General features: G+C 72.3%; 17 protein-coding genes. 3 read left to right on the forward strand and 14 right to left on the reverse strand.

Annotation, left to right across the window (positions count from 1 at the left end; translation table 11 throughout):
* Positions 1-36: 36 nt before the first annotated feature.
* From ACVWWH_RS07105 to tdh, 3 genes are all read right to left on the reverse strand, one after another.
* Positions 37-1,023, reverse strand: a complete 987-nt coding sequence (locus ACVWWH_RS07105) for an MIP/aquaporin family protein (protein WP_457316089.1) — start codon at positions 1,021-1,023, stop codon at positions 37-39.
* Positions 1,024-1,184: 161 nt separating this feature from the next.
* Positions 1,185-2,405, reverse strand: coding sequence for a glycine C-acetyltransferase (locus tag ACVWWH_RS07110; protein WP_457316090.1), 1,221 nt, complete (start codon positions 2,403-2,405; stop codon positions 1,185-1,187).
* Between the two features lie 43 nt (positions 2,406-2,448).
* Entirely contained in the window at positions 2,449-3,495 is a 1,047-nt protein-coding gene (gene tdh / locus ACVWWH_RS07115; RefSeq protein ID WP_457316091.1) for an L-threonine 3-dehydrogenase, read from the reverse strand.
* A 158-nt stretch (positions 3,496-3,653) separates the two neighbouring features.
* Here tdh and ACVWWH_RS07120 point away from each other — a divergent pair, with 158 nt between their 5' ends.
* The 3 genes from ACVWWH_RS07120 to ACVWWH_RS07130 all read left to right on the forward strand — a co-directional run bounded on the left by ACVWWH_RS07120 (position 3,654) and on the right by ACVWWH_RS07130 (position 7,072).
* Positions 3,654-4,394 (forward strand): hypothetical protein, encoded by a 741-nt coding sequence (locus ACVWWH_RS07120; RefSeq protein ID WP_457316092.1) that lies wholly within the window; start codon positions 3,654-3,656, stop codon positions 4,392-4,394.
* A 55-nt stretch (positions 4,395-4,449) separates the two neighbouring features.
* Positions 4,450-5,997 carry an HD domain-containing phosphohydrolase gene (locus ACVWWH_RS07125; RefSeq protein ID WP_457316093.1) on the forward strand — a complete coding sequence of 516 codons (1,548 nt, stop codon included), beginning with the start codon at positions 4,450-4,452 and terminating at the stop codon, positions 5,995-5,997.
* A gap of 70 nt (positions 5,998-6,067) precedes the next feature.
* Entirely contained in the window at positions 6,068-7,072 is a 1,005-nt protein-coding gene (locus ACVWWH_RS07130; protein WP_457316094.1) for a LysR family transcriptional regulator, read from the forward strand.
* Here ACVWWH_RS07130 and ACVWWH_RS07135 read toward each other — a convergent pair.
* The 11 genes from ACVWWH_RS07135 to ACVWWH_RS07185 form a co-directional block, all read right to left on the reverse strand.
* Positions 7,014-7,541 carry a hypothetical protein gene (locus tag ACVWWH_RS07135; RefSeq protein WP_457316095.1) on the reverse strand — a complete coding sequence of 176 codons (528 nt, stop codon included), beginning with the start codon at positions 7,539-7,541 and terminating at the stop codon, positions 7,014-7,016. The two genes, ACVWWH_RS07130 and ACVWWH_RS07135, sit on opposite strands and share 59 nt — an antisense overlap.
* Positions 7,542-7,629: 88 nt before the next feature.
* Positions 7,630-8,274 (reverse strand): DUF5666 domain-containing protein, encoded by a 645-nt coding sequence (locus ACVWWH_RS07140; RefSeq protein WP_457316096.1) that lies wholly within the window; start codon positions 8,272-8,274, stop codon positions 7,630-7,632.
* Between the two features lie 113 nt (positions 8,275-8,387).
* On the reverse strand, positions 8,388-8,759 hold the full coding sequence (locus ACVWWH_RS07145) for a VOC family protein (RefSeq protein ID WP_447421639.1): 372 nt from the start codon (positions 8,757-8,759) through the stop codon (positions 8,388-8,390).
* Between the two features lie 9 nt (positions 8,760-8,768).
* Positions 8,769-9,119 (reverse strand): VOC family protein, encoded by a 351-nt coding sequence (locus ACVWWH_RS07150; protein ID WP_066497094.1) that lies wholly within the window; start codon positions 9,117-9,119, stop codon positions 8,769-8,771.
* Between the two features lie 124 nt (positions 9,120-9,243).
* Positions 9,244-10,755, reverse strand: a complete 1,512-nt coding sequence (gene gatB / locus ACVWWH_RS07155; RefSeq protein ID WP_457316097.1) for an Asp-tRNA(Asn)/Glu-tRNA(Gln) amidotransferase subunit GatB — start codon at positions 10,753-10,755, stop codon at positions 9,244-9,246.
* Between the two features lie 2 nt (positions 10,756-10,757).
* Positions 10,758-12,359: an Asp-tRNA(Asn)/Glu-tRNA(Gln) amidotransferase subunit GatA gene (gene gatA, locus ACVWWH_RS07160; protein ID WP_457316098.1), complete on the reverse strand. Its 1,602-nt coding sequence runs from the start codon at positions 12,357-12,359 to the stop codon at positions 10,758-10,760.
* Between the two features lie 4 nt (positions 12,360-12,363).
* Positions 12,364-12,660, reverse strand: a complete 297-nt coding sequence (gene gatC, locus ACVWWH_RS07165) for an Asp-tRNA(Asn)/Glu-tRNA(Gln) amidotransferase subunit GatC (RefSeq protein ID WP_066497089.1) — start codon at positions 12,658-12,660, stop codon at positions 12,364-12,366.
* A 54-nt stretch (positions 12,661-12,714) separates the two neighbouring features.
* On the reverse strand, positions 12,715-13,212 hold the full coding sequence (locus ACVWWH_RS07170) for a GNAT family N-acetyltransferase (RefSeq protein ID WP_457316099.1): 498 nt from the start codon (positions 13,210-13,212) through the stop codon (positions 12,715-12,717).
* Complete coding sequence (locus ACVWWH_RS07175; RefSeq protein ID WP_457316100.1) at positions 13,209-14,099, reverse strand: inositol monophosphatase family protein; 891 nt, start codon at positions 14,097-14,099, stop codon at positions 13,209-13,211. The genes ACVWWH_RS07170 and ACVWWH_RS07175 overlap by 4 nt, the downstream gene beginning before the upstream one ends.
* Entirely contained in the window at positions 14,096-16,399 is a 2,304-nt protein-coding gene (gene ligA / locus ACVWWH_RS07180) for an NAD-dependent DNA ligase LigA (RefSeq protein WP_457316101.1), read from the reverse strand. Before ligA ends, ACVWWH_RS07175 begins: the two co-directional genes overlap by 4 nt.
* Before the next feature lie 234 nt (positions 16,400-16,633).
* Positions 16,634-16,918 (reverse strand): WXG100 family type VII secretion target, encoded by a 285-nt coding sequence (locus ACVWWH_RS07185; protein WP_457316102.1) that lies wholly within the window; start codon positions 16,916-16,918, stop codon positions 16,634-16,636.
* Positions 16,919-17,047: the final 129 nt, after the last annotated feature.

Genomic DNA, 17,047 nt, shown 5'->3' on the forward strand with positions numbered 1-17,047 from the left:
CACTGTAGCCCGGCGCCGGCGCGGCCCACAGGGTCCTCAGCCGGCGGCCTCGCTTCCGGCGCGGCCGGGCTCGGGCTGCCCCGGTTCACGCGTGCGCCCCGGCTCCGGCGCGGGCTTGGCGAGGCGGTCGCGGGCGTGCAGGACGTCGCCGATGAACCAGTCGTAGACGAGCACCCCGATCACTCCGCCGATCAGCGGCCCCACGATCGGCACCCAGAAGTACCAGCTGAAGGCCCCGTCCACCGTTCCCGGCATCGCGACCTGTCCCCACCCTCCGAGCCACGCCAGCAGGCGCGGGCCGAGGTCACGGGCGGGATTGATGGCGTACCCGGCGTTGGCCCCGAAGGACATGCCGATGGCGGCCACCGCGAAGCCGATCATGAGCGGCCCGAGGTTGGCCTGCACGGCCGTGTTCCGCAGATCGATGATCGCCACCACGAGCATGACGAGGAACATGGTGCCGATGATCTGGTCGATCAGCGGACCGATCGGATTGCCGTTGTAGAAAGGCGCGGGGAAGGTCGCGAAGATCGAGAACGTCGCATTGCTCTTGGGGTCTCCGCGGCCCACCCCGACCGCCTTGTTGTAGGCGTCGATGGCCGGGAAGTAGTTCAGCAGCACGAGGGCGGCCCCGACGAAGGCGCCCGCCACCTGTGCCACCATGTAGGGCCCCACCTTGGACCACGGGAACTTCCGGCGCACGGCGAACGCGAGCGTGACCGCGGGGTTGATGTGCGCGCCGCTGACGCCGCCGGCCACGTACACGGCCATCGTCACCGCGAGCGCCCACCCCCAGGTGATGAGCAGCCAGTCGCCGCTCGCGAGGAAGATCGTGGTGGGCGTCTGTGCGCGGCCCGATCCCGGGAGCGCGGCGACGGCCATCGCGACGACGCCGTCGCCGAACGCGATGAGGACGAACGTCCCGAGGAATTCTGCGAGGAGCTCGCCCCAGAGCCCGCCCACATTCTTGAGGCCGGAGCCTCCCGTGCGCACGCTGCTCCTGATAGGCGTCACATCGCTCATGACATGCCTCCTGATTGCCCGGCGGCCACGGACGTGGCCGCCGCGCGGCGCGGAGGGCGGCAGGGACGTCGCTCGCCGTGCCGCGCAGCTTCCACGGTAGGAGCGCCGCGGAGGACCGGGACCGGGCCGAGCGACCCCCCGCCCATGTGATTTACATCACATCATGCTCGGCTCGCGACGGCCTCCCGTGCGGCGGCGAACGCGCGGACGGCGGTCTCGACGTCGTCCTCGGTGTGCGCGGCGGAGAGCTGCACGCGGATGCGGGCCAGGCCCTGGGGCACCACGGGATAGGAGAAGGCCGTGACGTACACGCCGTGCGCGAGCATCTCGGCCGCGATCCGCCCGGCGAGGGCCGCGTCGCCGAACATGACGGGCACGATCGCGTGCTCGCCCGGCAGCAGCTCGAAGCCTTCCTCGCCCATGCGGCGGCGGAACAGGGCGGCGTTGGCGAAGAGGCGCTCGCGCAGCTCGCCCGAGCCGGCCACGAGGTCGAGCGCGGTGAGCGTGGCCGCGACGATCATGGGCGCGACGGAATTCGAGAACAGGTAGGGCCGGGCCTTCTGCCGCAGGGTCGCGACGATCTCGGCCCGGCCGGAGACGTAGCCGCCGGAGGCGCCGCCGAGGGCCTTGCCGAAGGTGCCGGTGTAGATGTCCACCCGGTCGGAGACGCCCGCGTGCTCGGGGGTGCCGGCGCCGGTGGCGCCCATGAAGCCCACGGCGTGCGAGTCGTCGACCATGACCATCGCGCCGTACCGCTCGGCGAGGTCGCAGATCTCGCGCAGCGGGGCGAGGTAGCCGTCCATCGAGAAGACGCCGTCGGTGACGATGAGCACCCGCCGTGCCCCGGCGCCGTCGTTCATCGCCTTCGCCTCCGCCAGGCGGGCCTCGAGCTCGCCCATGTCGCGGTTGGCGTAGCGCAGCCGGGCGGCCTTGCACAGGCGGATGCCGTCGATGATCGAGGCGTGGTTGAGGGCATCGGAGATCACGGCGTCCTCGGGGCCGAGGATCGCCTCGAACACGCCCCCGTTGGCGTCGAAGCAGCTCGAGAAGAGGATCGTGTCCTCGGTGCCGAGGAACTCCGAGACGCGCCGCTCGAGCGCCAGGTGCGCGTCCTGGGTGCCGCAGATGAAGCGCACGGAGGCCATGCCGAAGCCGCGCTCGTCGAGCGCCCTCTTCGCCGCCTTGATGAGGTCCGGGTGGTCGGCCAGCCCGAGGTAGTTGTTGGCGCAGAAGTTGAGCACCTCCCCCGCCGGCCGTCCGAGCGGGCCGGCCAGGATGTGCGCCGACTGCGGCGAGTCGATGTGCCGCTCCTCCTTGAACGTGCCGGCCGCGCGGATCTCCTCCAGCTCCGCGGCGAGCTGGTCCCTGACACCTGTGAACATCGTCTTCCTCTCCTCGTCCTGCTGCATCCGCCGGGGCCGGCCCTCAGACGCCCTGCCAGTCCAGCACCACTTTTCCGCCGCTGCCAGAGCGGGCGACGGCGAACCCCTCCTCCCAGCGCTCGGCCGGCAGGATGTCGGTCACCACGGCGGCCACGTTCTTCCGGAGCACCGGGTTGGAGGAGAGCATGGCGCTCATCGCGTACCACGTCTCGAACATCTCGCGGCCGTAGATGCCCTTGAGGGTGAGCATGTGGGTGACCACCTTGGTCCAGTCGAGCTCCGCGGCCTCCGAGGGCAGGCCGAGCAGGGCGATGCGGCCTCCGTGGTTCATGTTCTCGATCATCCCCGCGAGCGCGGCCGGCCGCCCGGACATCTCGAAGCCCACGTCGAAGCCCTCGAGCATGCCGAGCTCGCGCTGGGCCTCGCGCACGCTCATGGTCGAGACGTCGACGGCGAGGTCGGCGCCCATCTGGCGGGCGAGCTCGAGGCGGCGCGGCGAGACGTCCGTGATGGCGATCTTCCGGGCGCCCGCGTGCCGCGCCACGGCGATGGCCATGAGCCCGATCGGCCCCGCGCCCGTGATGAGCACGTCCTCGCCGACCACGGGGAAGCTGAGGGCGGTGTGGACGGCGTTGCCGAACGGGTCGAAGATGGCGCCGAGCTCGGGGGTGACGGAGGGGTCGTGGTGGACCCAGACGTTGGCCTCGGGGATGACCACGTACTCGGCGAACGCGCCGTCGCGCTGGACCCCGACGCTCACCACGTTGATGCACATCTGCCGCCGGCCGGCCCGGCAGTTGCGGCACATGCCGCACACGATGTGGCCCTCGCCGGAGACGCGGTCGCCGACCTTGACGACCTGGACGTCCTCGCCCACCTCGACGACCTCGCCGTAGAACTCGTGGCCGGGCACGAGCGGGGCGGTGATCATGGACTGCGCGCTCGCGTCCCAGGACTCGATGTGCAGGTCCGTGCCGCAGATGCCGGTGGTGTAGACACGGATCTTGACGTCGGCGGGGCCGGCCTGCGGCTCCGGGCGCTCGGTGAGCTCGAGGCCGGCCTGCGGGCCGGGCTTGTAGAGGGCCTTCATGAGCCCATTCAAGCCCGTCGGAAAGTTTAGAACAACCGCAGGTTTCTCAATGGATACTTTGACTTTGCTTAGGTGTCGAAGATGAGGCAGATGTCTCATGCCCAGAGCGGCCGGCCGGCGCACGATGAGGGGGTCAGACACCACGAAGGGACCCCACGATGACCAGCATCCGCGCCGCCGCAGAGGCGGCACCGACACTGCCCCCGGGAGCAGACGAGCGCATCGCAGGCTCCGGCGTGGTCGGCCTCGCGTTCTCCTCCGGCGACTACCTCGCGACCCGTCGCATGCGCTCGAGCTTCGGTCCCGACTACACCGCGGTCTGGCATCGCAGCCCCGACGGCGGGTGGACCATCTACTCGACGAATCCCCCCGAGCTCAGTTGCGAGCGCTACATCGGCGCGGCCTGCACGAACGCGTCGGTCCAAGGCCCGATCGACGTCGAATGGCTCGACAACCGGACGCTGCGCGTGGGCATCCCCGGCACCCTCGCGTGGACCGTCGCGCTCGCCGCCACCCCCGTCACGCGGATGATGAGCCTCGTCTGCTCGCTCATGCCCCACTGGATGTGGGGCAGCCGGAGCGTGCTGGCACTCATGGGCCGCGTGTCCGGCCCACTCCTGCGGATCGGACGCCTCCGGCTGGCGGGCGCCGTCCCGAACGGCCAGCGCTTCGCGATGGCGCCCCGCCAGATCTGGGCCGTCCAGGACAGCCATGCCGTGCTGGACGGGCGCGACCTCGGCGCGCCGCGGCCGCTCCCCGCCCAACAGCGCCTCGGCGGCTTCTGGCTCCCCCAGCGCGGGCTGTTCATGACCGGCGCCGTGCACTACGACGCGTTCGACCCGGCCCACCATGTCTCTGCCGCCGAGCATGACCGTGTGCTCCGCGAGCTGGCCGCCTGAGGGCGCGGACGGACCGGCCCTCCCCAACGGCCTCCCCGTGCGGGAGGATGGACCCATGCCCCACCGGCCGGGCGCCACACGGCACACAGAGCTCCTCGCGGCCCTGTCGATCGCGATCGACCTCGGCCTGGGCCAGCCCGCCGAGCACGTGCTGCGCTCCTCGCTCATCGCCACGCGCCTCGCGGACCGGCTCGGCCTCGGCCTCGAAGACCGCGACGCCGCGTTCTACGTGACCCTCGTGATGTGGATCGGGTGTCACGCGGACTCGCACGAGTACGTGCGGTGGTTCGGGGACGACATCACCGTCAAGCAGCAGGCCTACCTCGTCGACTGGGCGGGCCTGCCGTACCTGCGGTTTCTGCTGGGCAACGTCGCGCTCGGCGCCCCGCTGCCCGAGCGGCTCAAGGTCATGGCCCAGCTCATGCACGACCCGCGGCGCCAGCTCGGCGAGATGATCCACTCCCACTGCGCGTCGGCGTCCCTGCTGTGCGCGGAGATCGGGCTCCCGGAGCGGGTGCAGCGGGCGCTCTCCGCCACGTTCGAACGCTACGACGGGCAGGGCAGTCCCGCCGGCCTCCCGGGCGCGGCGATCCCGCTCGAGATGCGCCTCGCGCACGTCGCGGACCTCGTCGAGGTGCGCGAACGGACCTACGGGCAGGGCGGGGCGGAGCACATGGTGCGCTCGCGCCGCGGCGGCCAGCTCGACCCCGTGGTCGCCGATGCCTTTCTCGCCGCCCCGGACGAGATCCTCGCCCCGCCGGCGGGCGCCAGCTACTGGGCCGCGGCGCTGGACGCCGCCCCCGACCGGAGCCGGCCGATGGACTCCGCGGAGCTGGACCGGGTGCTCGTGGCGATCGGGGACTTCGCGGACCTCAAGTGCCCGTTCACGCTCGGCCACTCGCGGGCCGTCGCCGACCTCGCCGCCCGGGCTTCGGCCGAGCTCGGGCTCGACGCAGACGAGGTCTCGGCCGTCCGGCGCGCCGGCCACGTGCACGACATCGGCCGGATCGGGGTCTCCAACCAGGTCTGGGAGCAGCGCGGGCCCCTCTCCGACCTGCAGTGGGAACGTGCCCGCCTTCATCCGTACCTCACTGCGCGCATCCTCGGGCGGGTCGAGGGGCTGGCCGAGGTGGCGCGCATCGCGGCGAACCACCATGAGCAGCCCGACGGCGGCGGGTACCCCCGCGCGCTGGCCGCCGCGACGCTCCCCGTCCCGGACCGGGTCCTCGCGGCCGCGGTCGCGTACGAGTCCGCCCTCGAGCCGCGCCCGTACCGCTCGGCGCTGCAGCCCGAGCAGGCCGCGACGAGGCTGCGCGAGCGCGCGCGCGCTGGGCGGCTCGACCCGACCGCCGTCACCGCGGTGCTCTCGGCGGCCGGCCACCGCCCGGTCCGGGGGGCGACGCGGGCCGGTGGGCTCACGCCGCGGGAGGCGGAGATCCTCGTGCACGTGGCGCGCGGCGAGTCTAATCGGCAGATCGCCGAGCGCTTCACGCTTTCGGAGAAGACGGTCCGCAACCACGTCGAGCGCATCTACGCGAAGCTCGGCGTGACCAACCGCGTCGGCGCGAGCCTCTACGCGGTGGGGCACGGGCTCGCGGGGTGACGGGGCCCGTGGGCCGCGCGACGATGCAGCCAGATCACGCCCATCGGGATCGACGCTTTAGCATGGGCGCATGGATGTCCGTCAACTGCAGATCCTGCGCGAGCTCGGGGAGCTCGGCAGCGTCAAGGCCGTGGCCGAGGAGCTCATGGTCACGCCGTCGGCCGTCTCGCAGCAGCTCGCCCTGCTCGCCCGGAGCGCCGGGACCCAGCTGACCCGCAAGGAGGGCCGCACCCTCGTCCTCACCGATGCGGGGAGGGTCCTCGCGGAGGCGGGGGGCGCCGTCGTGCGGGCCATGGCGGACGCCCGCGCCGCGATCGGCGCGTACCACGAGGACCCGGCGGGGACCGTGAGCGTGTGCGCGTTCCACTCCGCCGCGCAGGCCCTGTTCGGCCGGCTCACCCGGCGGCTCGCCTCCGGTCCCGGGACGCACGACGGCGCGTCCCCGGCGGACGCGGGCACGGCACCGCCGAGCGGGGCCGTGGAGCCGGGCGCCGCCGCTGCACCGGTGCCGCGGCTGCGGCTCGCGGACGAGGACGTGCCCCAGCACGGCTTCCCGGCGCTGACGGCGCGCTACGACATCGTGCTCGCCCACCGCCTCGCGCACACCGAGTCCTGGCCCGAGGACCGGCTCGTCGCCATCCCGCTCGTGCGGGAGCCGTTCGACGTGGCACTGCCTGCCGGGCACCGGCTGGCGGCCCGCGGCGAGCTCTCCCCGGAGGACGTGGCCGGCGAGCGGTGGGTCTCGAGCCGGATCGGCTACTCCCCCGCGGACGTGCTCTCCGCCATCGGCGCCGTGGCGAGCGTCTCACCCGAGGTCGCGCACCGCATCAACGACTACTCGACGGTCGCGGCCGTCGTCGCCGGGGGCGGCGGGCTCGGGCTCCTGCCGCGGTACACGGCCACGATCGGGCTGCCGGCTGGGGTGGTGCTCCGCCCGCTCGCGGGCATCGGCACCCAGCGCAGCATCGACCTCCTGATCCGGCCCGAGAACGCGCGGCGGCGCTCCGTCCAGCGGGTCACCGACGCGCTGCGCGCCCTGATGCTCGATCTCGTCCACGAGGCTGCGGCGCGATGAGGACGAGCGCCGGGTAGGTGATGAGGGCCAGGGCGAAGTGCATGAGCACGAGCACGCCCACGCCCGCCGCCGGCTGGCCCTTGAGCAGGATCCAGGCGTCGGGGGCGAGCCCCACCACGGTGACGGCGAGGGCCAGCCACAGGAACGGCTTCCAGGCCCTCGACGAGAGCCACGCCGTCACCGGCCAGGCGAGGCACGCGAGGACCACGCCGATGACGGTCAGCTTGGTGTACTCCATGAACTGGAAGTGCTCGTAGCCGGCGAGGTCGGGCATGGCGGCGATCGCCGCGGCCGCGAGCGCGGCGCAGGCGAGCACCGATCCGATGACGGCGACGGCGCTGGCCGCGATGAAGCGGACCAGCGACGGCTGCCTGCTGCCCCGCGGGAAGTCGAGGTCCAGCGCGCGGGCTGCGCGCTCGAGCGCGGGGCTGCGGAAGGCGGGGGTGCTGGGGCGCGGGGGCACGGACACGGGGTCTCCTCCTGGCTGGTCGGGCAGAACCAGCGTAGGGGCGCGCCTCTAAGGGCGCTCTAAGAAAGCCCCGGAGGAGTCCGGCCCGTCAGGACTGGGAGACCGACCCGCTCACCGACGGGCTCCCGGAGGGGCTGGGTGAGGGCTGCTGGCCGCCCGGCGTGCCCGGCTGGCGGTGCATCCTGCCGCCGTGGCCCTGGTGCCCCTGGCCCCCTTGGTTCTGGCCTCCTTGACCCTGGGAGGTGCGGACCGGGAAGGGCCCCTTCACCACGGCGGTGGCCGTGTCGACGCTGCCGTTGCGCTGGGCCCGGACGGCGACCTCGTCGCCGACCTTGAGGTCGCTGGCCTTCAGGGCCGGCCCCTTCGGGTCGGAGGCGGAGCGGAACTTCGTGCTGCCGTCCAGCACGTAGGAATGCGTGTAGCCGTCCTCGCTCTTGACCGTGAGCTTGGTGCCCGTCACCTCGGTCACCGTGCCGCGCTGGCCCACGAGGGTCACGTACGTGCCGTCGGCGCGCTTGACCGTGACCTCCCCGTGGAGTCCGCCGCGTGCCATCAGCCCCTGTCCGTGCCCGCCCTTCAGGGGCGAGGGGTGGCTGCCCTGGGACGGGGCCGAGGGTGAGGGCGACGGCGTCGAGGCGGCCCAGACTGCGGCGCCGCCGCCGCCCACGAGGGCGACGCCGAGGGCGCCGATGACGAGTGCACGGCGTGTGCGCTGTGAAGCGGTGGAACTCATGGATCCATCATCGCGCCCGCCGCGGGCTGGCGTGCGGGACGCGGGCGAACTGGGGGCCAACCGAAAGGTGGCTCACAGGAAGGCCCGGCGGCGACGCGAGGGAGCGTGGTGCTCTAGTTCTCGAACAGGCAGAAGGGGTGGCCGTCGGGGTCGAAGAAGACGATGACGTCGTCCTGGGGCTGGTGCGGGGCTCGCTCGGCCCCGCACTCGGCGGCATGCTCGGCGGCCTTCGCCAGGTCCGTCACCAGCAGGTCCAGGTGCATCATCATCTGCTGCTGGCCGGGCTTCTCCGGCCAGACCGGACGCTCGAAGTCCTCCTCCAGCTGGAAGGAGAGCTGCCGCCCGCCGGCCGGGTCGAGGACGGTGGCCCATTCGCGCTCGTCGTCGCCCAGCTCCCAGCCGAGGAGGTTGGCGTAGAAGCGGGCCGCGGTCTGCGGGTCCGGGCTTCCGAGGACCGTCGCGTGGTACTGGATCAGAGGCGCCATGGGCCCACCCTATGCAGCGGCCCCGAGGGGCCGCCAGATCCCGAAGCGGTTCCCCTCGGGGTCCACCAGGTGCGCGAACTCGATGGCCCCGTTGTTGGTCAGGGGGATGGCGATGCTCGCGCCGAGCCGCTGCGCCTCGGCGAGCGATGCCGCGACGTCGTCCACCTGGACGTAGAACACCGCCCAGCGGCCGCCGCCCACGGCGCCCGTGTCCCAGAGGCCCCCTGCGTCCGTCTCGACCATCCGGTAGCCGACCGGGGACGGCTCTCCGAAGCCCCAGCCGAACAGGCCGCCGTAGAACGCCCGCGACCCTTCCGGGTCCTCGGTGCCGATCTCGAAGTAGTTCACGTTCGCCGTCATCGCATCCTCCCTGAGCGTGGCCGGTACCGTCCGGACCGCCTCCCATGGTGCGCCCGTGCGCCCGCACGGCAAAGGGCGGGCACTCCCCTTTTTGCGAGGAGGGCCCGCCCCGGACGCGGTGCGGCTAGGCCTGGACGCCGAGCCGCTCGAGGATGAGCTCCTTGACCCGGCCGGCGTCGGCCTGGCCGCGCGTGGCCTTCATGACCGCCCCGACGATCGCGCCGGCGGCCTGGACCTTGCCGCCGCGGATCTTGTCCGCGACGCCGGGCTGGGCGGCGAGGGCGGCGTCGATCGCCTCGAGGAGGGGGCCGTCGTCGGAGACGAGGACGAGGCCGCGGGCCTCCATGACCTCGGTCGGGGTGCCCTCCCCGGCGACGACGCCGTCGAGCACCTGCCCGGCCATCTTGTTGTTGAGCTTGCCGCCCTCGACGAGGCCGTTGAGCTCGACGATGGCCGCGGGGCTCACGCCGAGCTCCGCCGGGTCCACGTCGGCCGCCTTGGCGCGGCCCACGATCTCGCCCATCCACCACTTGCGGGCCGCCTGCGGGGTCGCACCCGCGGCGATGGTCTCCTCGATCGAGTCCAGGACGCCGGCGTTGACCACGTCGCGGAACTCGGCGTCGGCGTAGCCCCAGGCCTCCTTGAGGCGCTTGCGCCGCTCCGCCGGAGGCTCCGGCAGGGAGGCCCGGATCTCCTCGACCCACTCCCGGCTCGGGACCACGGGCACGAGATCCGGCTCGGGGAAGTAGCGGTAGTCGTCGGCGTCGCTCTTGGGCCGGCCCGCCGTCGTCGTCCGCGTGTCCTCGTGCCAGTGGCGGGTCTCCTGGGTGACCTTCTCCCCCGCCGAGAGCACCGCGGCGTGGCGCTGGATCTCGAACCGGACCGCGTGCTCGACCGAGCGCAGCGAGTTGACGTTCTTGGTCTCCGAGCGGGTGCCGAACTGGGTGGCGCCCTTGGGCATGAGCGAGACGTTCGCGTCGCAGCGGACGTTGCCGCGCTCCATGCGGGCATCCGAGACGCCGAGGTTCTTCACGATCTCGCGGATGGCGGCGACGTAGGCCCGGGCCAGCTCGGGGGCGCGGCTGCCCGCGCCCACGATCGGCTTCGTGACGATCTCGACCAGCGGCACGCCGGCGCGGTTGTAGTCCACGAGGGAGTACTCGGCGCCGTGGATGCGGCCGGTCGCACCGCCCATGTGGGTGAGCTTGCCGGCGTCCTCCTCCATGTGCGCGCGCTCGATCTCGACCCGGAAGACGGTCCCGTCCTCGAGCTCGATGTCGATCCAGCCGTCGTGCGCGATCGGCTCGTCGTACTGGGAGGTCTGGAAGTTCTTGGGCGTGTCCGGATAGAAGTAGTTCTTCCGGGCGAACCGGCAGGACTCGGCGATCTCGCAGTTGAGCGCGAGGCCGATCTTGATGCTCGACTCGACGGCGGCCCGGTTCACGACGGGCAGGACGCCCGGCATGCCGAGGTCCACCTCGTTGACGTCCGTGTTCGGCTCGTCGCCGAACACGTTCGGCGCCGAGGAGAACATCTTCGTCTTCGTGTTGAGCTCGACGTGGACCTCGAAACCGAGCACCGGGTCGAACTTCTCCATGGCCGTCTCGAAGGACAGGACGGTCTGCGTGGCTGCCATCTCTACTTCACTCCTGCGTTGGTCTCGGCGGACTGCGCGACGTTCGCACGGGCGCCGAGCGCGGGCGCCTTGGCGAGCAGCGGGCCGCCCCACTGGGCCTCGAGCAGCGCCTCGAGGGCGGCGCCGACCCGGTAGAGGCGGGCGTCCTCGCGGGCCGGGGCGAGGATCTGGAGGCCGGCGGGGAGGCCGTCCTCGTCGGCGAGGCCGCTCGGGAGGGACAGGCCGGGGACGCCGGCGAGGTTGGCGGGGATGGTCGCGACGTCGTTGAGGTACATCGCCAGCGGGTCGTCGAGCTTCTCCCCGAGGGGGAACGCCGTGGTCGGCGCCGTCGGGGAGATGAGCACGTCCGCCTGGGCGAACGCGGCGTCGAAGTCGCGCTGGATGAGGGTGCGCACCTTCTGGGCCGAGCCGTAGTAGGCGTCGTAGTACCCGGCCGAGAGGGCGTAGGTGCCGAGGATGATGCGGCGCTTCGCCTCGTCGCCGAACCCGGCGGCGCGGGTGGCGGCCATGACGCGCTCGATCGTCATCGGGCCGTCCTGGGGCAGGACGCGCAGGCCGTACCGGACGCCGTCGAACTTCGCGAGGTTGCTCGAGACCTCGCTCGGCATGATCAGGTAGTAGGCGCCGAGCGCGTACTTGAAGTTGGGGCAGGAGACCTCGACGACCTGCGCCCCGGCGCCCTTGAGCAGCTCGAGCGACTCGCGGAAGCGGGCCTCCACGCCGGCCTGGTAGCCCTCGCCGCCGAGCTCCTTGACCACGCCGATGCGCAGCCCCTGGAGGCTTCCGTCGGCGGCGCCGGCGCGCGCCGCGGCGGCCAGGGTGTCGAAGGAGTCGGTGAGGGAGGTCGAGTCGAACGGGTCGTGGCCGCCGATGAGCTCCTGGAGCAGGGCCGCGTCGAGGACCGTGCGGGAGACCGGGCCGATCTGGTCCAGGCTCGAGGCCATGGCGATCGCACCGTACCGGGACACCGCGCCATAGGTGGGCTTGACGCCCACCGTGCCGGTCACGGCGCCGGGCTGGCGGATCGAGCCGCCTGTGTCGGTGCCGAGGGCGAGCGGGGCCTCGAACGCCGCGACGGCCGCGGCGGAGCCGCCGCCGGAACCGCCGGGGATGCGGTCCAGGTCCCACGGGTTGCGGGTCGGGCCGAACGCCGAGTGCTCGGTGGAGGAGCCCATGGCGAACTCGTCGAGGTTGGTCTTGCCGAGGATCGGGAGCCTCGCGGCCCGGATCTTCTTGATGACCGTCGCGTCGTAGGGGCTCATCCAGCCCTCGAGGATGCGCGAGCCCGCGGTGGTGGGCTGGCCCTTCGTGACGATGAGGTCCTTGATCGCGATCGGGACGCCCGCGAGCGGGTGGAGGGCGGCGGCGTCGTCCCCTCCGGCGGCGCGGATCGCGTCGACCTCACGGGCGACGCCGAGCGCCTCCTCGGTGTTGACGTGCAGGAAGGCGTGGATGCCGCGCTCCCCGCCGTCGACCTCGGCGATGCGGTCGAGGTGCGCCTGGGTGACCTCCTCGGAGGAGACCTCCTTGGAGGCGAGCTTCCCGGCGAGGGCCGAGGCGCTGGACGTGATCAGGTCGCTGAGCCGGCTGTCGTTGGTGCCCATGGGCTTACTCCTCGTCCAGGATGGCCGGGACCTTGAAGCGGTCCTGGTCTGCGTCGGGGGCGCCGGAGAGCGCCTCGGCCGGGGTGAGGACGTGCCCCACGACGTCCTCGCGGAAGACGTTCTGCAGCGGGATCGGGTGGCTCGTCGCCGGGACGTCGGGGCCCGCGGCCTCGCTCACGCTCTTGACGGCGTCCACGATGTGGGCCAGTTCGCCCGCCATCTTGTCCAGCTCCGCCTCGCTCATCTCGATCCGCGCGAGCTGCGCGAGGTGCGCAACGTCGTCGCGAGTGATCTCAGCCATGGATCTCCCTGTGAAGGTGGTTAGAAGGTTCGCGATCCAGTCTAGTCGCGGTGGTCAGAGGCGCTTGATGTAGACCGGGAGCATGATGTCGGTCCCCGTGACCGGCCAGTCCCGCTCGGGCGCGCGCTCGTAGCCCAGCCGGGGGTAGAGCGCATTCGGCGCCTCCCAGCCCTCCCCCGTGGTGAGCACGACGGCGGTCGCGTCCGCCCGCCGGGCCCTCGCCTCGACCTCGCGCACCAGCGCCGTGCCCGCCCCGGACCGCTGCACCGCAGGGTCCACCACGAGGAGGCGGAACTCGAACTCCCCGGGCCGGGCGATCTGGTCGAAGCCGTCGCCGTGCGCCATGACGGTCACGGATCCGACGATCCGCTTGTCCCGCTCCGCGACGAGGACCGTGCCCCGTGAGGCGCGGTAGGCCACGTCCGCGATGTGCTGCATGTACGGGTGCTCGGCGCTCTCGAAGTAGCCCGGGCCGAGGTAGGCGGCCTCGGCGATCCTGGCGATCTCCGCGTAGTCCGCCGGGGTCGCCTCGCGGACCCTGAGGCCCGTCATCCGATCGGGAAGCGGCCGGAGAATTCGATGCTCCCGGCGCAGGTCCAGGCGGCGAGCCGCTCGTCGTCGTCCGGGCCGCCGAGCAGCGGGCTCGTCAGGACGGGACGGCGCACCCAGCAGCCGGCCTCCTCGGCGATGAGTGCCCCGGCGGCGAAGTCGTGCTCGTTGAGGCCCCGCTCGCCGTAGGCGTCGTGGGTCCCGTCCGCGACGAGGCAGAGGTCCAGCGCGGCCGAGCCCAGCCGGCGCATGTCGCCGAAGCCGTCCATGAGCCCGCTGAGGGCCACGGCCTGCTCGGCCCGAATCGCGGGCTCGTAGGAGAAGCCTGTGGCGAGGATCGCCGACCCGTCGTCGGCCCTGCCCGGGGCGGGCCCCTCGAGGCGGCGGGGCCGCCCGGCGCGGTGGCCCTCGTCGCCGGCGCGTCCGGGGGCGGCGTCGAGCCGCCAGGCGCCGCCTCCGCGGACGGCCCAGTACTCGCGCCCGAGCGCGGGGGCGTTGACGACCCCGGCGAGCCAGTGGCCGTCCTCGTCGGCCACGGCCACGCTCGTGGCGTAGTACACGATGTCGCGGATGAAGTTGGTGGTGCCGTCGAGCGGGTCGATCGACCAGCGGAAGCCGCTGGGCTCCGCCACCCGGCTCGTTCCCTGCTCCTCCCCGGTCACGATGTCGTTCGGACGCTCGGCCGCGAGGACCGAGCGCACGGCCTTCTCCGCGGCGAGGTCGAATTCGGTGACCCAGTCACTGCCGGAGCTCTTCGTCTCGGCGGCGCCCTCGGCGGAGGTGAGCACGCCGTCTGCGCGGCCTGCGAGGACGGCGGCGCCGGCGGCGGCGGCGCTCCGGGCCACGGTCAGGAGGCGCTCGAGGAACTCGGGCGTGTGGGCGTGCGTCACTCGTCGTCCTCCTCGGCCCGCATGACCTGTTCCGGGGTGCCCGCGTCCGCGCCGCCCCCGTCCTCGGCCCCCGCCGGGGCGCCCAGCCCTGCGGGGCCCTCGGCGAGGAGCGTGCGGAAGCCGTCCTCGTCGAGGACCGGCACGCCGAGCTGCTCGGCCTTGTCGAGCTTCGTCCCGGCGCTCTCGCCGGCCACGACGTAGTCGGTCTTCTTGGAGACGCTGCCGGAGGCCTTGCCGCCCCGGATGATGATGGCCTCCTTGGCCTCGTCGCGGCTGAAGCCCTCGAGGCTTCCGGTCACGACGACGGTCAGCCCCTCGAGCGTGCGGCCCACCGAGGCGTCCTGCTCGTCCTCCATCTTCACGCCGGCGGCGGCCCACCGGTCGACGATCTCGCGGTGCCAGTCCTCGGCGAACCACTCGATGAGCGCGTCCGCGATGATGGGGCCCACCCCGTCGACGTCTGCGAGCTGCTCGCGCGCGTCATCCTGGGCGAGGACGGCCCGCAGGGCCGCCATCGACCCGTACCGGGTGGCGAGGGCCCGGGAGGCCGTGGGGCCCACGTGCCGGATCGAGAGCGCCACGAGGACGCGCCACAGCGGCTGGGTCTTGGCCTTCTCGAGTTCGCGGAACAGCTTCTCGGTCGTGGCGGTGGGCTTGGAGGGAGTCTTGGCCGTCGGCTTCGTGTAGAAGTACGGGACGAGCTCCCACTCCCCCGTGCCCACGCCCTTGGAGCGCTTCTCCCGGCGGATCCTCACGTCGCGGAGGTCCTCGGCGGTGAGCTCGAAGATGCCGGCCTCATTCTCCAGGGGCGGCACCTCGGGCTCGGCGGGCTGGGTGAGGGCGATGGCCGCCTCCCAGCCGAGGGCCTCGATGTCAAAGGCCCCGCGGCCGGCGAGGTGGAACACTCGCTCACGGAGCTGCGAGGGGCACGAGCGGGCATTGGGGCAGCGGATGTCGACGTCGCCCTCCTTGCCGGGCGCGAGCGGGGTCCCGCACGAGGGGCACGTGGTGGGCATGACGAAGTCGCGCACCGCCGCCTCGTCCCGCAGGGCCAGCACGGGGCCGACAATCTCGGGGATGACGTCGCCGGCCTTGCGCAGCACCACGGTGTCGCCGATCTTGACGCCCTTGGCGCGCACCACGTCCTGGTTGTGCAAGGTCGCCATCGACACCGTTGAGCCCGCGACCTTCACGGGCTCCATCACGCCGTAGGGGGTGACGCGTCCGGTGCGGCCCACATTCACCTGGATGTCGAGGAGCTTGGTGTGGACCTCCTCCGGCGGGTACTTGAACGCCACAGCCCAGCGCGGCACGCGGGAGGTATGGCCGAGGGCCCGCTGGGTCGCGAAGTCGTCGACCTTGACCACGATGCCGTCGATCTCGTGGATGAGGCTGTGCCGCTTCTCGCCGAACCGCTCGATGAAGGCCAGGACCTCCTCATAGGTGTCCAGGACCTCGTAGTACGGGCTCGTGGGCAGCCCCCAGGCCTTGAGCAGGTCGTAGGTCTCGGACTGGCTGGCCGTGCTCAGGCCCGCGCGGGCGCCGATGCCGTGCACGAACATGCTCAGCGGCCGCTTGGCGGTCTCGGCGGGGTCCTTCTGGCGCAGCGACCCAGCGGCCGCGTTGCGCGGGTTGGCGAGCGGGGCCTTGCCCTCCGCGATGAGCGCGTCGTTGAACTCGTTGAAGGCCTTGGTGGGGATGTAGACCTCGCCGCGGATCTCGACCTCTTCGGGGTGCCCCTCGCCCTCGAGCCGGGTGGGGATGTCCTTGATCGTCAGGACGTTGTGCGTGACGTCCTCGCCCGTGCGGCCGTCGCCGCGGGTCGCGGCCCGGACCAGCTCGCCGTTGCGGTAGAGGAGGTTGACGGCCAGGCCGTCGATCTTGAGCTCCGTGAGCCATCTCGCCGCGGGGAAGCCCGCCGCCGCGACGCTGGCCTCGGCACGCCGGACCCACGCCTCGAGCTCGTCGAGGGAGAAGACGTCCTCGAGGCTGTACATGCGGGCCAGGTGCTCGACCGGGGCGAAGGCCGCCGTGACCTCCCCGCCGACCTCCTGGGTGGGCGAGTCGTTCGCGATGAGCTCAGGGTGGAGCGCCTCGAACTCCTCGAGCCGACGGTAGAGCGCGTCGTACTCGGCGTCCGAGATCTCCGGCGCGTCCTGGTTGTAGTAGAGGGCGCGGTGGTGCCGGACCTCGTCCGCGAGGGCGTCGTACTCCTCGCGCAGCGACTCGGACGGGACGACCGCTTCGCCGACCGCTTCTTCGGTGCTCGCTGCCTGGGTGCTCGCTGCTTCTGGGCTCACGCTGTCTATCTTGCCCCATGGCCCCGACCCGCCCCCGGTTTCGGGTACGCATCTCGACGGCTCTGGGGCCTTCCGGGTACGAGCGCATGTACCCGAAACGCGAAAAGGGCGACGAGATGCGTACCCGAAACGGTCAGCCGGGGGGAGACGCAGGAGAGGCCCCACGGCTGGTGCCGTGGGGCCTCTCGCGGTCGGCGCCCGGTGAGCGCTGGCGGCACGGGGGCCGCGGGGCTGCTAGTGCAGGCTGCTGGAGGTCTGCTCCTGGGCCGTGGCGTTGGCGTTCATGGTGCGCGAGGCGTCGCGCAGCTGCTCGACGAGCTTGGCCAGGGACTTCATGCCCGTGGCCTGCCACTCGCCCTTGAACTGCTCGGCGTCGCGGCCGGCCCAGTTGGCCGGGATGTTGTTGTTGATCAGCGCATTGAGGTTGTTCTTGATCTGGTCCACCTCGTTGGCCTTCGCATCGAACTGCTTCGCGACACCGCGGAGCTCGGCAACGTTGGCGCCCTGCTGAATAGCCATGATCTTTCCTTTCGATACGTCCCCGGCGTGTCCAGGAATCCCGCCCACGACCCATCCTCGGATCCCTCGTCCAGAGGCGGCCATTGCGTTCATAGACCAACCTATCCCCCTGCCGCCAGGGCCACGATG

Source organism: Sinomonas sp. RB5, from assembly GCF_054063535.1.

What these genes read in the sequence shown, in the direction of transcription:
- ACVWWH_RS07105 (WP_457316089.1), bottom strand. Translation starts at nt 1,023, where the DNA reads ATGAGCGATGTGACGCCTATCAGGAGCAGCGTGCGCACGGGAGGCTCC.
- ACVWWH_RS07110 (WP_457316090.1), bottom strand. Translation starts at nt 2,405, where the DNA reads ATGTTCACAGGTGTCAGGGACCAGCTCGCCGCGGAGCTGGAGGAGATC.
- tdh (WP_457316091.1), bottom strand. Translation starts at nt 3,495, where the DNA reads ATGAAGGCCCTCTACAAGCCCGGCCCGCAGGCCGGCCTCGAGCTCACC.
- ACVWWH_RS07120 (WP_457316092.1), top strand. Translation starts at nt 3,654, where the DNA reads ATGACCAGCATCCGCGCCGCCGCAGAGGCGGCACCGACACTGCCCCCG.
- ACVWWH_RS07125 (WP_457316093.1), top strand. Translation starts at nt 4,450, where the DNA reads ATGCCCCACCGGCCGGGCGCCACACGGCACACAGAGCTCCTCGCGGCC.
- ACVWWH_RS07130 (WP_457316094.1), top strand. Translation starts at nt 6,068, where the DNA reads ATGGATGTCCGTCAACTGCAGATCCTGCGCGAGCTCGGGGAGCTCGGC.
- ACVWWH_RS07140 (WP_457316096.1), bottom strand. Translation starts at nt 8,274, where the DNA reads ATGAGTTCCACCGCTTCACAGCGCACACGCCGTGCACTCGTCATCGGC.
- ACVWWH_RS07145 (WP_447421639.1), bottom strand. Translation starts at nt 8,759, where the DNA reads ATGGCGCCTCTGATCCAGTACCACGCGACGGTCCTCGGAAGCCCGGAC.
- ACVWWH_RS07150 (WP_066497094.1), bottom strand. Translation starts at nt 9,119, where the DNA reads ATGACGGCGAACGTGAACTACTTCGAGATCGGCACCGAGGACCCGGAA.
- gatB (WP_457316097.1), bottom strand. Translation starts at nt 10,755, where the DNA reads ATGGCAGCCACGCAGACCGTCCTGTCCTTCGAGACGGCCATGGAGAAG.
- gatA (WP_457316098.1), bottom strand. Translation starts at nt 12,359, where the DNA reads ATGGGCACCAACGACAGCCGGCTCAGCGACCTGATCACGTCCAGCGCC.
- gatC (WP_066497089.1), bottom strand. Translation starts at nt 12,660, where the DNA reads ATGGCTGAGATCACTCGCGACGACGTTGCGCACCTCGCGCAGCTCGCG.
- ACVWWH_RS07170 (WP_457316099.1), bottom strand. Translation starts at nt 13,212, where the DNA reads ATGACGGGCCTCAGGGTCCGCGAGGCGACCCCGGCGGACTACGCGGAG.
- ACVWWH_RS07185 (WP_457316102.1), bottom strand. Translation starts at nt 16,918, where the DNA reads ATGGCTATTCAGCAGGGCGCCAACGTTGCCGAGCTCCGCGGTGTCGCG.